The following is a 13,700-nucleotide window of genomic DNA, read 5'->3' as shown; positions in this document are numbered from 1 at the left end:
TTCACCCGGCAAAGGCTAAGTGCGGTATATGGATGTTGGCAGACCCCCGGCGACGGGTACTCATTTACTGATCGATCATTTCGGGGGCGATGCGCTGCGTGACGCGGACCGGATCGAACGCGCCCTGATACGCGCCGCCCGGGCCGCCGGGGCCACGGTTCTGACCAGCAAGCTGCACAGATTCGGCGGGCATGGCGGCGTCACCGGCGTGCTGTTGCTGGCGGAATCCCATATCTCGATCCACACATGGCCCGAGAAAGCCTATGCCGCCATCGACATCTTTATGTGCGGCGCAGCCCAACCCGAGATTGCCGCCGACATACTGGAACGGGAGCTGCGCCCAGACCGGGTCGAGATCACCCGCATCAGCCGGGGTTCAGCGGAACCAGTGCTCCCACCCGTCTAGGTAATAGCCGGTCAGAACATGGGTCTGCAGCGTGTTCACCTCGGCCGGAACGGGGCCCATATCTGCGCCGAAGACCTGCGTGGCCTGCCACACATCATCGGTCAGATAGGTCAGCCCCTCAGGCAATTGCAAATCCCGCTGTGACAGCGGCTCTTGCGAGGCCAGCACAAAGCCCCATTCGCCAAAGCTGGGCACATAGCTGTGATAAGGCAGGCTATGCAGCCCCTGCCCCGGCTGCTGCGGATTGCGGCTGTGGTTCAGGGTTTCCACCACCGACCAGAACGCCTGCCGCGCGAAAAATGGCGATCCGGCTTGCGTCACCAACAGGCCCTGCCCGCTCAGCCTTTCAACGGCCAGCCCGTAGAATTGCCGCGAATAGAGCCGCGACAGGGCAATGGATTTCGGGTCCGGCAGGTCGATGACGATCACGTCATAAACCCCCGCATCCCGCTCAAGGAATTGCCAGGCATCCTGGTTCAGAACAGTGACCCGCGGATCGGACAGGGCATGATCGTTCAGCGCCGACAGATCGGGGTGGTCGCGGAAAATCTCGGTCACGCGGGGATCCAGATCCACCAGCGTCACCTGTTCGACATCGGCGTAGCGCAGCACCTCGCGCACGGCCATGCCGTCGCCACCGCCCAACACCAGAATATGCGCCCGGCGCGGGGCCAGCGCCATCGCCGGATGCACCAGCGGTTCGTGATAGCGATGTTCATCCAGCGTATCGAACTGGATCGAGTGATCCAGAAACAGCCGCACCCGGTCGCGATAGCGCGTCACGGTGATCTGCTGATAGGGGGTCGCCTCGGACAGGATCACATCATCCTCGAACAGCTCGGCCTCGGTGACTGAGACCAGCTTTTCCGAATGCCACAACGCCACCAGCGTCGCCGTCAGCGCCAGCGCCCAGACCGCCACCTGCAACCGGCTGGCCCAGTGCCGGAACACCAGCAAAGACAGACCCGCCACCGCCAGGTTCAGGCCGCCAAAGGCCAGGCTGGCCGACATCAGCCCCAGATGCGGGATCACCAACAGCGGAAAGGCCAGCGACGCCACCAGCGCGCCGACGTAATCCACGCTCAGCACGTTTTCGAACCGGAACTTCAGCGCGCCGATCTCTTCCAGAACCCGCGCGATCAGCGGGATTTCCATCCCCGACAAAACCCCGATCAGGATCAGCGCCGCATATAGCGGCGTCGCCACATGACCCATCCACGCATAGTTCAGAAACAGCACCGGCGCCATGAACCCGCCGACAATCCCCAGCAGGATCTGCGCCCAGACAAAGCCGGAAAACGCGTGGGTCACAAAGCGCGACAACCACGCCCCCAGACCCATCGCCGACAGGAAAATACCGATCACAAGCGAAAACTGCCGGACAGAATCCCCCAGCAGATAACTGGACAGGGTCGCCGCGATCAGCTCATAGATCAGGCCCGCAACGGCAACCAGAAACGTCGCCGCCAACAGCCACGCGGCGCGCGCCTCGACCGCGCGGGCCGGTGTCATGACAGGATGACAGCCGCGATGATGATGGCGACCGACACGAATAGCAGCCCGATCACGATCGCTAGCGCGATGTTCTGATCATGCTCGATCTCACGCACGATGGAAAACGGGGTCAGCCAGTCGATCACCTTCCACACCGCCCACATCAGCGCGACGCCCAGGAAGGTGTAAAAGATCGTGCTGATCACCTCGGCAATCTGAATGGCTGCAAAATAATCCATGATGTCCCCGCTATTTGACGCGATTTGATCGATAATACCCGCCGCCGCCACTGCCGACGCGCACGGATGTGTCCAGGTCACGGCTTTCCGATCCGTACCCGTAATAAGAAACGTATCCCGTGGCCCCGATGGCCACGACTGAGATCGCAAGAAAAATGATCCGGAACGGCGTCACGTTAATCCTCGTCTACCCAGTCAGACCCGGACCAGCGGGCCCATCGGTGCACGGCTTTACGCGCGAATTGAACCAGGAACAATGCCCCGAACGCCGCCGCCAGCATCGCCATCCATCTGCCTGTGAACTGCCCCGCCCGCACATCCAGCGTCAGCTGCGATACGGGCTGGTTCGCTGTCCGCCCTGCCCCGACCCCGGTCCAGAACCCTTCGTCGGCCACCGACAGGGCCAGCGTATAGGTGCCGGACTGCTCGGGACGGAACCGCAATTCCGTCGAGGATGACCCCTCGCGCCAATCGCCATCCGAGTCGCGCCCGTAATAGTATTCAATGGTCCGCCCGGCCTCGAACAGGGGAACGCCCTGCGGATCGGTCATCCCCATCTCAAGATAAGCCCAGCTGTTTTGCACATTCCCCTGCAGCCTGATCGACGCCAGCTTGTTATCCGCCTCCAGCGGCAGCGGTATCTCAACCGGCAGATCGCTCACGTCGATTTTGTAAGAGCGTACAACATCCCGCCCGCTATACAGGCTGAACCCATAGGCCAGCATCACGCAGATGGCGGCAAACACGAAGGCGCTTTTTAGCAGAAACTGATAGTTTTTACCTTCGACAAAGGGTTGCAGCGGATGAACCCGATATTGGGTTATGTCCAGCGGCTGCCCAAACGCAGCCTCGGCCTCTTTCTTAAAGACATAGATCGAGCGATAGGTTTCCCGCTCGGTCCCCGTTTCCGAAAACCCCAGCATCGCCGCGTCCGACATGGCCGAGATTGTCACCGTGCGCTCACCCAGTTTTGGGCTCCAGGTAAACTCGCCCTCGACATAGGTGATCGTGCTGTGGGTGGTTTCGTAATAGCGGTACGTGCCCTGACTGGTGCGCACGGATGGCGGGTGGTCCGCGGTTTCAACCCAATGCTCGGATATCCAGCCCTCCCCGCGATAGCGCCGCGAGAACACCAGATGACCGTCTTCCAGCGTCAGCCAGGCATAGCCATGGGTTGGTGAATACAGCTGATGGTCGATCCAGGTAAACACCCGCCCTGCCCAGCGTTCGGTATGTTCCACCAGCCCAACGATGACGAACTCGACATCATAGAAGGTGCCGCGCATCCCAAGCGATAGCGGCGTATGGGGTCTCTGCAAATCAGCGAACTTTCGCAGAACGGTATAATTATTTTGGGCGTCCAGCTCTGATCCGCAATATTCACAGATTTTGACGATTACCCGGCCACCGCCCAAAACGTCCAGCCCAGCCCCGCATGAGGTGCAATTGATCGTCGTCAGATCCGGCGCGCGGGTCATCTCTGCACCTTTATCCCAAACGGATCGCGCCAGCGCCCCACGTACCAGGATGCGCCGCCATCCCAGAACTCAGCCGACAGCAGGCTGTAGCCATCGGCCGAGGCATTGACGAAATCATAGGTCTCACCCACGTGCAGCGCTTCGTCGAACTGCCCCCGCAGGGCGACACACTCCGCCTGCTCGACCTCACTCACCACATAGGTGGAGCGCTGAAACTCTATCGTTTCACCCGGCTTGAACGGAGGTTGCGCACGGGGCGCCTGACCATCGGGGATACGCCGTTGTTCCACCACATCGCCCTCATCGACCGAGACCCAGATCACCGCGCCGCTGTCATCGGTCGTACAAAATTCATCCCAGAACCCACGCCCGTAAGAAAACCGCGCATGACCAAGGATCAGAAGGGGTGAGTCGCCCAGTTCAACGGTATCGCCAATCTGAAACAGCATCGGTGCATCATGCATCACCCCTTGCTCGCCTGCGCCCTCCACATGCGCACCGTTCAGCATCAGGGTCGTGCTGCAGGACAGACATGTCACCAGCTTGGCACTGCGCAATGTGACCGGACACGCCGCACCGCAATTGGGGCAGGTCAATTCTGTCATCTGATCTGCTCGTACATCATTCAACAGCCTCAAAACGCAGGTTGCGTATCGAGGGGTCTAGCCGGTTATAAGCGGCAAGCAAGCGCCCGCTCCATTTCTGTGCGATGTAATCCGCCATGAACCGCGACGGGGCCATCAGAGTCACGACGCCCCCTGCCCTGCCGGCCTCGGTCAGATGCCTGAACCAGCTGGCCCAAAGCTCGGGGTCGCGCCCGTGCAGGATGGTTTGCACCTGCCCCCAGACATCCCCCCCTGTCGCTTCGGGCGGTGCGGGTTTTGCCGTGAAGGGAACAACCGTGTTATCCGTTTCCGGCTCATCCGACATACGCGCATGAAAATCGGTTCCAATCACCGGCCAAATCTCGGACGTGTCCAACATCACCTGTTTGAGGTCGATTTCATACACCGCCACCCGACCACGCACCGCGGGTCGCTTGACTGAAATCCATCCCATCGTGCGCAGCTTGGCCATCTCGCGTTTGACCGTACGTTCATTGACAGACCACAACCGGGAAATTTCCTCGCGACCGATGGAAAGCTCGTTGGTTCGCCAATTGTAGCGGGTGGTGATGAGCGCGATGATACGCAGGATGCTGCGCTGCCTGTGTTTGTCGCCAGACAGGGCATGCACCGTCAGTGCGGATAGAATATCATATTTTAAGGCAGGCGCATTTCGCCCGACCGGTTTTGCAACATGCATTCCCGTTCTCACTGCTCTCTACTGCCTCAAGCGGATATACCGCAATTCCCTGCGCCGTTTGCCAACGCTTTTCAAGTTGATGCGCTGATTAGCGTCCAAAGCTGCGATTCTGTCAAGCGGAGTCTGATTTTCGGATCAAACTCCGCAAATCCCATTCCTGAATAATAAAATAAAAATGGTGAAGTATTGGTGATGGGGGACATGCTGTATGACCCCTTATCGGGGCTTTTTGTCCCCCTAAATGCAGTCTTCAGGTCGTAAACGACCCCCTAAATCCTGTGGCTTGGCATAGTGTTGGCGCCTAAGCCGCCTTTCATGCACCCCGAATCAACAGGCGCGCGTTAAGCCCTTGTTTTCTTACCCGTGGGTAAGTTCACATTCGTAGTATATTTTCTTTTGCGTAAAGCGCAAATCAGGCGTAAATAAGAAACACATATAAAATAGCGTCCCAAAAGATGAGACCCGAGGCATGTATACGCACGAAGACCTGAACGCATTGCGCAACCAATCCCTCAAACTGCAGGGCTGGATTCGCCAGCAAACCTTCAGCCCCGAGATGGAGAAAACCCTGCGGCGCTTTTCAAGCTGGGAAGTGTCCGAGTTGATCTTTCGCGTCAATCAATCGACCTTTCGCGGCAAGCTGGCTGCTGACCCCACCCTGCCCGGCGGCGAGGTTGAGCCCGACGGCCGTCAGCGCTGGTTCAGTCTTGAAGAGGTGAACGAGCTGCGTCGTCGCCTGAAGGTGAACCGCAAGTCCCTGATGCCGCCCCGCCCTGTTGGCAAGCGCGCCATTCGTGCTGCGGTTGCGAATTTCAAGGGTGGCGCTGGTAAGTCCACCGTGGCGCTGCATCTGGCCCATGCCGCCGCGCTGGATGGCTACCGGGTGCTGGTGGTGGATTTCGACCCTCAGGCGACGCTCAGCCATTCCATGGGCCTGACCGATGTGGCCGAGGATTTCACCGTCTGGGGTATTATGGCCCGCGATCTGATCCGCGAGACCGAGCGGATGAACAACCGCCCGGCTGCCGCCGAATCCGGCACCGCCCTGCCCCGGCGTGAGCTGCCGCCCTCAATCACCGACATGGGTCTTGGCGATCTGCGCATCAGCGACTTTATCAAGCAAAGCTCATGGTCGACCATCGACGTGATCCCCTCCTGTGCCAACGCGGCCTTTGTCGAGTTTGCGTCTGCCCAGTATCGACACCTGAACCCCGAATGGTCCTTCTTTGCCGCTGTGTCACGGTACCTGGATCAGATCCCGGATGACGCCTATGACCTGATCCTGTTCGACTGTCCGCCTGCCATTGGGTACCAGTCGATGAATGCGGTTTTCGCGGCCGATATGCTTTATGTACCTTCGGGCCCCGGCTATTGGGAATACGACTCGACCACCTCATTCATCGGTCAGTTGGCCGAGGCGCTTGAGGATCTGGCATATGGGTTCGACAAGACCTTACCCACGGGTAAGATCGGTTTACCCAAAACCTTTTGCGAGCTGCGCTTTCTGTTGACGCGGTATGAACCCGGCAATGCCCTGCATCTGGCCATGTTCGACGCGTTCAAGAAAGTTTTTGGCGAGCATGTCGCCGAACACCCGGTAGAGATGACCCGCGCCGTTGAGCAATCGGGCCGGTTCCTGAGTTCGGTCTATGAGATGGATTATCGCGAGATGACGCGCGAAACCTGGCGCCGCGCGCGCTCGACCTTTGACAATGTATACGAAGAATTCCGGGGCGTGATGCTGTCGGCCTGGGATCAGCTGGAGGATGACGCATGAGCCGCAAACGCAGAATGTTCGACATCGATATGCCGGCGATGGAGGATATCCCGGTCGGCAAAGTTCCGGACAAAGTGCTTGAGAAACGCCGGGGCCCGATGGCCGCGGCGATCTCGGAAAACGCCGAGGCGCTGCGCGATCAGCAATCGACCGAGGACACCATCCGCGCCGAAAATGACCGTCTGGCGCATGAGCTGGTGCGCCTGAAAGCCGATGGTCTGGTGACCGAGCATGTGGCGCTGGCGGATGTGGTGACCGAAAAGCTGACCCGCGACCGTGCACCGGGGCCGGACGCAGAGCTGGAAGAGTTGAAACAGTCGATTCGCGATATTGGCCTGTCGAACCCGATCCGGCTGGAGCGGCGGGCGGATGGGCGTTTTGATCTGATCCAGGGGATGCGCCGCCTGTCGGCCTATCGGGCGTTGTTTGAGGAAACCGGGGACGATCAATACGCGCGTATCCCGGCGGGAATCGCGGATGCGGCCGATCTGAATGACAGCTATCGGCGCATGGTCGACGAGAACCTGATCCGCAAGGATATCTCATTCGCCGAGATGGGCGCGCTTGCCCGCGCCTATGCCGAGGACCCGGCCAATGACTGTGCTGATGTGGACAAGGCGGTGGCGCAGCTTTTCAAATCCGCAAGCTATACCAAGCGCAGCTATATCCGCGCCTTTGCCAGTTTGCTGATGCGGATGGACAAGGTGCTGATCCACCCGAACGACATCCCGCGCAATCTGGGCGTCGAGCTGAAGCGCAAGCTGGATGCAGAGCCCGGTTTGATCCGCGATGTCAGCACCGCCTTGATGGCCGAACCCGAGCGTGATGGCGCGCGGGAAGTGGCAATCCTGCGGACTTTCGTCGAAGCGGAACCTGCTGCACCCAGCAAACCCGCACCCACATCAGGTGGTAAAACCCGACGGGCCAAGACAACATTCCAGGTGTCGGGCAGGGCAGGGGTGGCCAAATGCTCAGCCTCTGGTGGGCGGCTTGAGCTGCGTTATGATCTGGACTTCACCCGCGTGGATCGTGCGAAATTGGAGGAGGCGATCGTAGCCTTGATCGACGACCTTCAAGAAGAGGACGATGTTACCCACGGGTAAGATTACGGTCCGGGCATTAGTGGGACATGTCCGGGCCGCAATGCCTTGCGGCGCCAGTTTCTGGTACGGCAAGGGCAGGGGGGTAGTGATATTTTGGGTTGATGTCGCAGCTGACCAAAAGGGGACCTCTACCACTTGAAACCAACTATGCCCATATAATGCGCAAAAACGGTTAAAAATGCACGTAGTCTGCTTGAAAGCGCTGCACCGAAAAGGCGTTGAGAGAGTACCAGGAATAGGTCCAATGCAATCCTGTTCAGAAACTGGATTCTCTGGCAGACAAGATATGCGCACGCATGAGGTCCGAGGCGCGGGTTAGCTCGCCTGCCGCAACCGCATCCAGAATGGCGATATGTTCGTGGCAGGCCTGCAACGTGCGGGTCTTGTTCTGATAATGCTGATATTCTTTCATCCGATCCGCAGGTTCATCTGAATCCAACGCGTTGATCAGAAATCTGTTTCGGCAAAATGAGATCAATGCCCCGTGCAGGCGGATGTTGGATTCATATACCCGTGTCAGATCGAATTGGGCCGGGATCGTCTCGATCAGGTGGGTTTGTTCTGCACGCAGATCGGCAACCATTTTGGGATCAACGGTGTATCCGGGCTCTAGGAAAACGGCGGGCTCCAGCAGCAGGCGAAACCGGAACATGTCCTTTGCCTCGGCCTCGCGCGATTTCGCCAGCGGCGTGACCTGCCATCCATAACCGGGGTTCTGCCGCACCAACCCTTCGTTGGACAAGCGGAACAGGGCCTCTTGCAGGGGCGGGCGTTCGGTCTGGAATCGCCGCATCAGTTCGGCTTCGCTGATCCGATCAGACAGCTCACCGGCGAAGTAGGCGTCGATGATCTTGTGATACAGCCTATAGGCTTGCTGACCGGTTGTCTGGTAACCCAGATCGGGCAGCTGGTCGGCGTCAATACACAGGAAATACCCTCTGCGCGGACGATGTTCTGCAACGTCGATTTCACATAAGAAATCCAGCGCTGCCCGGACCGGTGTGCGAGAAACCGACAGCTCTTTGGCCAGCACTGACTCCCTCAGCGGATCGTCTGCGGTCAGTCCCCGCTTTACTGCGGCGTCTATGATTTGGGCTGCCAGCTCGCGTTGCAGGTCAGAAACCTTACGAGCAGGAGGCGTTTTGTCCGGCATGGTCTTTTCTTTACGGTTTTCATAAGGTAATCGCAAGTGTACTTTGCGGCGACAAATACAAAAATCAAATCGGCGCAGCATGGAATTACAGGTGGAGAGACGACATGACAACGGGTGCGCAAGTCGCGAAAGCGGTGTTTCCCATCGGTTATTACGACAAGGGGCACACGCCGTTTTATGCGCTGCAGAGTGAACTGCGGCTGAGCTATTGTCTGTATGTCCCGAAGGATTACAAAAAAGCCGGCGATCAGGTTTACCCTCTGGTGGTTCTGATACATGGTACCGAGCGGGCACCGCATCTGTACCGCGACGGGTTTGCCGCGTTTGCTGAGCAGCACAAGGTCATCGTGCTGGCCCCGTTATTCCCGTGCAACCTGCTGTTTATCGGTGATCAGGAGAATTACAAACTGCTGCGGGCGCGCGAGTTTCGGTTTGACCTGTCATTGCTGTCGATGGTGGACGAGGTTGCTGCCCGCTACCGGGTTCAGTCCGACCGGTTCCTGTTGCACGGATTTTCCGGCGGCGGTCATTTTGCCCACCGGTTCCTCTATGCCCATCCCGACCGGCTGCGCGCGGTCTCAATCGGCGCGCCGGGCGTTGTGACGCTCTGTGATCCAACCAAACGGTATCCGCTGGGGTTGGACGGCATGGACGAGTATCTGGGCGGTCCGATCAAGCCCGAACTGGTCGGGCAGGTTCCGGTGCAATGTGTGGTGGGGTCAAAGGATACCGACACGTGGGAGATCACGATTGAACGGCATGAGATGTTCTGGACACCGGGGATAAACGACACCGGGCTTACTCGTATTGACAGGTTGCGCAGTCTGGCCGCATCGCTGGAAGCTGCGGGATGCGCCGTGCAGTTTGATCTTGTCGAAGGTGTCGCGCATGACGAACGGGGTCTCGTGGCCCCGGTGCAGGCATTCCTCAAGGATCATCTGGTCTGAAGGAACACAGCGCTGAATCTATCGGCGACGGGGTATCGGCGTGTGTTTCAGACCTCGACCAGAACCCCGCCGCCGGTTTTCACGATACGCGCGTCTGTCTGAAACACCTGCCGCATCATCTCGTCCGAGACGATGTCATGCGGCGCGCCACATGGCCCCAGCCGTCCGTCCGACAGGGTCAGCATCGTATCGGCATAGGCGCAGGCATAGTTGATATCATGCAGCACGATCACCACCGTGCGGCCGTGATCGCGGGCCAGGGCGCGCAGGGTCTGCATCAGCGCCCGGCTGGCCGCGATGTCGAGATTGTTGAGCGGCTCATCCAACAGCACGTAATCCGTGTCCTGCGCAAAGACCATGGCGACAAAGGCGCGTTGGCGCTGGCCCCCGGACAGGCTGTCCAGCGGACGGTCACGGAAGGGGGACAGGGCCAGGGTTTCGATGGCCTCATCCACCTTGGCGCGGTCCTGCGGCCCCGGGCGGCCCCGGTGGTGGGGATAGCGCCCGAACCCGACCAGTTCCGCCACGGTCAGGCGGGGGGCGACCTCGGTCGTTTGGGGCAGGATGGCCAGGGTTCGCGCCATGTCGCGGGCAGGGGCGGTTTGAACGTCCTGACCCTTGATCGTGATCTGCCCTGTTTGCAGAGGTTGCAGGCGCGCGATAAGGCTGAGCAGTGTGGATTTGCCTGCACCGTTGGGACCAACCAGCGCCGTGACCCCGCCGCCGGGGATCTGGACCGAGACATCCCGCAATACCGGTTTGCCATCATGGCGGTGGGTTACGTTGGTTAGCGTTATCATCTGCGCAAACTCTTCAGGATAAGGATCAGGAAAACCGCCCCGCCGACAAGGTCGATGACCACCGACAGGGGTGTAATCAGGTGAAAGATACGCTCCATCAGCAGCTGCCCGCCCACCAGCGCAATACCCGAGATCAACGCCGCAACCGGCAAGAGATGGGCGTGATAGGGGCTAGGCAGGATAAAGCGGGCCAAGGACACCACCAGAAGGCCCAGAAAGGCCACCGGCCCGACCAGTGCCGTTGAGACCGACACCATGACTGCCACCAGCAGCAAGACCATAAGGTAGGCGGTTTTGGGTGTCTCACCCAGACCAATGGCCAGATCGCGGCCCAGCACAAGCACGTCCAGCCGAAAGCGTAGTGCCCAGGCCGCGCAGGTTGCCAATACGGCGACCGGGGCTGCGATTGCCAAAGTGTCGGTGGACAGATCGTTGAACCGCGCGTAGCTGGCGACCTGGATAAAGGCAAATTCGTTGGGGTCGATGACCCGCAGAAGAAAGGCTGTCAGCGACCGGAATAACGTGGCCAGGATCACGCCGGTCAGGATCATGCGAAACAGGTCTTGCCGCGTTTCCAGCAACAGCGTCCCGAACAAAAGCAAAGACACCGAAACCATCAGGGTTGCGGTCACCAAAAAGCTCAGGGTAGGGGCCAGATCGGCCACGGCCAGCCCCCCCATCGCATAGACCGATCCCGTCAGGATCAGAACATAAAGGGCATCAAACCCCATGATCGACGGGGTCAGAATCTGGTTCCCCGATACGGTCTGGAACAGCACGGTCGAGGTGCTGACCGCCACAGCCACCACCACCAGCGCCACAAGCTTGGTGCCGCGAAACGGCAGGATAAAATCCCATCCCGCCGTGACGCCCACCGTCATGTAGGCAAGACAGCACAGTACAAAACTCAGGCTCAGACCGATCAGAAACTTAGTAGGCACTGCGCGACCTCGAATAGAGGATCATCAGGAAGAACACCGCTCCGATCACGCCAAAGACTGATCCCACGGGGATTTCGAACGGAAAGAGCAGAAGGCGGCCCATAATGTCCGAGATCAGCACCAGCCCGGCCCCGGTCAGAGCGATCAGCGGCAGGGTTTGACGCAGGTTGTCGCCATAGCGGCGTGAGACGATGTTGGGCACCACAAGCCCGACAAAGGGGATCATGCCCACGGTGACAACCGTCAGCGCCGACACCACCGAAACGACAATCAAACCCGCCGCCATGATCTGCCGGTAATTCACGCCCAGCCCCGTCGCCATGGTGCGACCCATTCCGACGATCGCCAGCTGATCGGCGATCAGATAGACCAACACCCCGGCCAGGGCCGCCAGCCACAACAGCTCGTACCGGCCTTTCAGAACGCCCGAGAATTCACCCGTCGTCCAGATTCCGATGCTTTGCTGAAGGTCGAACTGATAGGCAAAGAACACGCCGACCGCCCCCAGAGCTGCGCCATAGATCAGCCCGACCAGCGGCACCATCAGGGGCTGCGCAACCGGCAGCCGCCGGACGATGGCCAGAAATCCCAACGCCGCAGCCAAAGCGGTTGCGGCGGCCATCCCCATGCGCAGGATCAGCGGCGCGCCGGGGATCAGGACCGTCGCCAGCAATATCCCCAGCGCCGCACCCTGTCCGGTGCCCGTTGTCATCGGCTCGACGAAACGGTTGCGCACGATGGCCTGCAGAATCGTCCCGGCCATGGCCAGAACCGCGCCGGTAATCAGAACAGCCAATGTACGGGGCAGGCGGCTGACCATCAGAACGCGAAAGGCATCCGGATCGCGCAAAGCCTGATGCCAGGGCAGGTCGATCACGCCAACCCCCAGCGAGACAACAGACAGGGCCAGGATCAGGCCGGACCCGCCCCAAATGGCCAGCCGTGAGGTGCGCACAGATCAGTTGGCCTTGAACGCGTCTGCGATCTGATCCAGCGTGTGGGTCATGGACTGAATCCCGCCCGCCGCAATGTAGAGAGGCGCGCTGTCCAGATAGATAACCTTGCCCGTCTTCCAGGCCATGGTTTCGTGCACGAGGGCGTTGTCCAAAACGCTGTGCGCGCTGTCGCCGTCCTGACCGATGGCATCCATGCGGTCTATGACGATCAGGATATCAGGATTGGCGTCATGAATGAACTCAAAGCTGATGGCTTCGCCATGGGTCGAGGCGGTGATCTCGTCGATGGCCGGGGTCAGACCCACCGAGGTGTAAAGCCAGCCAAACCGACCCTTCGGGCCATAGGCCGAGATTTTTGGACCATTGGTCATCACGACCAGCGCCGATCCCTGACCCGAAGCGGATATGCGCGTCGCCTCGATCTTGGCCCGGAACGCGTCTGCCAGTTCGGTCGCCTTGGCCTGTTTGTCGAAAATCTCACCATAAGCGGCCAAGCGATCCAGACCCTGGCCCACGGTGTCCTCCCAGATCGTCATGTCGATTGTGGGCGCGATTTTGTTCAGCTTGGGCACGGCCTTGTAAGACCGGCCTCCGGCGATCACCAGATCGGGGTTCATTGTCGTGATCGCCTCATAATCGGGCTCGAACAACGTGCCGACGGGGGTGGCATTGCGGGTGGCGTCCTGCAGGTAATCTACAAAAACAGGCTGAACCGTGCCGTCCGGCACGACCCCCAATGCAACCAGACTGTCCAGCGCAGCCATGTCAAACACCGCGATCTTTTCAGGGTGAGCGGGCACATCCTGCACCCCGCGGTAGGTTTCAACAGAAACGGTTTGTGCCGCCAGCGGTGCCGCCAGCAGGCAAAATGCAAGACCAAGCTTTGCGAACATAACAATCCTCAGAGTTGAAGGCTTGGCTGTCGCAATGACTGGCTGGGCAGGTATACATCGTCTTCTGTCACATGGCGTGAACCAGAGCCAGAGGGGTCGGTCCTAATAAGACGACATCGGTTCTTCTTTCAATATTGTATTTTACTTATTGAAGTACAATTTCGACTGTGCCAAACAGCCCGCATCGGTAGCCATTCATCACCTAGCC

14 protein-coding genes are annotated in these 13,700 nt (G+C 59.5%); 4 read left to right on the top strand and 10 right to left on the bottom strand.

Features of this window, described 5'->3' with window-relative positions; all coding sequences use genetic code 11:
- The first annotated feature begins 28 nt into the window (after positions 1 to 28).
- Positions 29 to 406 carry an adenosylmethionine decarboxylase gene (speD, locus tag ACRZ94_RS14665; RefSeq protein WP_480797660.1) on the top strand — a complete coding sequence of 126 codons (378 nt, stop codon included), beginning with the start codon at positions 29 to 31 and terminating at the stop codon, positions 404 to 406.
- Here the strand turns inward: speD and ACRZ94_RS14660 are convergent.
- From ACRZ94_RS14660 to ACRZ94_RS14640, 5 genes are all read right to left on the bottom strand, one after another.
- The gene (locus ACRZ94_RS14660) at positions 377 to 1,918 is read right to left on the bottom strand and encodes a polyamine aminopropyltransferase (protein WP_480797659.1); all 1,542 of its coding nucleotides are present in this window, start codon (positions 1,916 to 1,918) and stop codon (positions 377 to 379) included. The two genes, speD and ACRZ94_RS14660, sit on opposite strands and share 30 nt — an antisense overlap.
- Positions 1,915 to 2,139 (bottom strand): DUF350 domain-containing protein, encoded by a 225-nt coding sequence (locus tag ACRZ94_RS14655; protein ID WP_480654587.1) that lies wholly within the window; start codon positions 2,137 to 2,139, stop codon positions 1,915 to 1,917. The genes ACRZ94_RS14660 and ACRZ94_RS14655 overlap by 4 nt, the downstream gene beginning before the upstream one ends.
- Before the next feature lie 176 nt (positions 2,140 to 2,315).
- Complete coding sequence (locus ACRZ94_RS14650; RefSeq protein ID WP_480797658.1) at positions 2,316 to 3,617, bottom strand: DUF4178 domain-containing protein; 1,302 nt, start codon at positions 3,615 to 3,617, stop codon at positions 2,316 to 2,318.
- Entirely contained in the window at positions 3,614 to 4,222 is a 609-nt protein-coding gene (locus tag ACRZ94_RS14645) for a DUF4178 domain-containing protein (protein ID WP_480797657.1), read from the bottom strand. The genes ACRZ94_RS14650 and ACRZ94_RS14645 overlap by 4 nt, the downstream gene beginning before the upstream one ends.
- Before the next feature lie 16 nt (positions 4,223 to 4,238).
- A complete protein-coding gene (locus tag ACRZ94_RS14640; RefSeq protein ID WP_480797656.1) occupies positions 4,239 to 4,922 on the bottom strand; it encodes a DnaA N-terminal domain-containing protein in 684 nt (227 codons plus the stop codon).
- Between the two features lie 469 nt (positions 4,923 to 5,391).
- Between ACRZ94_RS14640 and ACRZ94_RS14635 the strand changes: the two genes are divergently transcribed.
- Positions 5,392 to 6,699 (top strand): AAA family ATPase, encoded by a 1,308-nt coding sequence (locus ACRZ94_RS14635; RefSeq protein ID WP_480654579.1) that lies wholly within the window; start codon positions 5,392 to 5,394, stop codon positions 6,697 to 6,699.
- The gene (locus ACRZ94_RS14630; protein ID WP_480797655.1) at positions 6,696 to 7,802 is read left to right on the top strand and encodes a ParB/RepB/Spo0J family partition protein; all 1,107 of its coding nucleotides are present in this window, start codon (positions 6,696 to 6,698) and stop codon (positions 7,800 to 7,802) included. The genes ACRZ94_RS14635 and ACRZ94_RS14630 overlap by 4 nt, the downstream gene beginning before the upstream one ends.
- 256 nt (positions 7,803 to 8,058) lie before the next feature.
- Here the strand turns inward: ACRZ94_RS14630 and ACRZ94_RS14625 are convergent, their stop codons facing one another.
- Positions 8,059 to 8,955, bottom strand: coding sequence for a GntR family transcriptional regulator (locus ACRZ94_RS14625; RefSeq protein WP_480797654.1), 897 nt, complete (start codon positions 8,953 to 8,955; stop codon positions 8,059 to 8,061).
- 104 nt (positions 8,956 to 9,059) lie between these two features.
- Between ACRZ94_RS14625 and ACRZ94_RS14620 the strand changes: the two genes are divergently transcribed.
- Positions 9,060 to 9,902 (top strand): alpha/beta hydrolase family protein, encoded by an 843-nt coding sequence (locus tag ACRZ94_RS14620; protein ID WP_480797653.1) that lies wholly within the window; start codon positions 9,060 to 9,062, stop codon positions 9,900 to 9,902.
- 47 nt (positions 9,903 to 9,949) lie between these two features.
- Here the strand turns inward: ACRZ94_RS14620 and ACRZ94_RS14615 are convergent, their stop codons facing one another.
- The 4 genes from ACRZ94_RS14615 to ACRZ94_RS14600 are packed head-to-tail and all read right to left on the bottom strand — an operon-like array spanning position 9,950 to position 13,492.
- Positions 9,950 to 10,702 carry an iron ABC transporter ATP-binding protein gene (locus tag ACRZ94_RS14615; RefSeq protein WP_480797652.1) on the bottom strand — a complete coding sequence of 251 codons (753 nt, stop codon included), beginning with the start codon at positions 10,700 to 10,702 and terminating at the stop codon, positions 9,950 to 9,952.
- The gene (locus ACRZ94_RS14610) at positions 10,699 to 11,643 is read right to left on the bottom strand and encodes an iron chelate uptake ABC transporter family permease subunit (protein WP_480654569.1); all 945 of its coding nucleotides are present in this window, start codon (positions 11,641 to 11,643) and stop codon (positions 10,699 to 10,701) included. Before ACRZ94_RS14610 ends, ACRZ94_RS14615 begins: the two co-directional genes overlap by 4 nt.
- Positions 11,633 to 12,598, bottom strand: coding sequence for an ABC transporter permease (locus ACRZ94_RS14605; RefSeq protein WP_480654567.1), 966 nt, complete (start codon positions 12,596 to 12,598; stop codon positions 11,633 to 11,635). The genes ACRZ94_RS14610 and ACRZ94_RS14605 overlap by 11 nt, the downstream gene beginning before the upstream one ends.
- Positions 12,599 to 12,601: 3 nt before the next feature.
- Positions 12,602 to 13,492, bottom strand: a complete 891-nt coding sequence (locus tag ACRZ94_RS14600; protein WP_480797651.1) for a siderophore ABC transporter substrate-binding protein — start codon at positions 13,490 to 13,492, stop codon at positions 12,602 to 12,604.
- Positions 13,493 to 13,700: the final 208 nt, after the last annotated feature.

The organism is Ruegeria sp. CH10, from assembly GCF_056537125.1.
The sequence above is the reverse complement of the archived record's forward strand: the minus strand, read 5'-3'. Positions and strand labels throughout refer to the sequence as shown.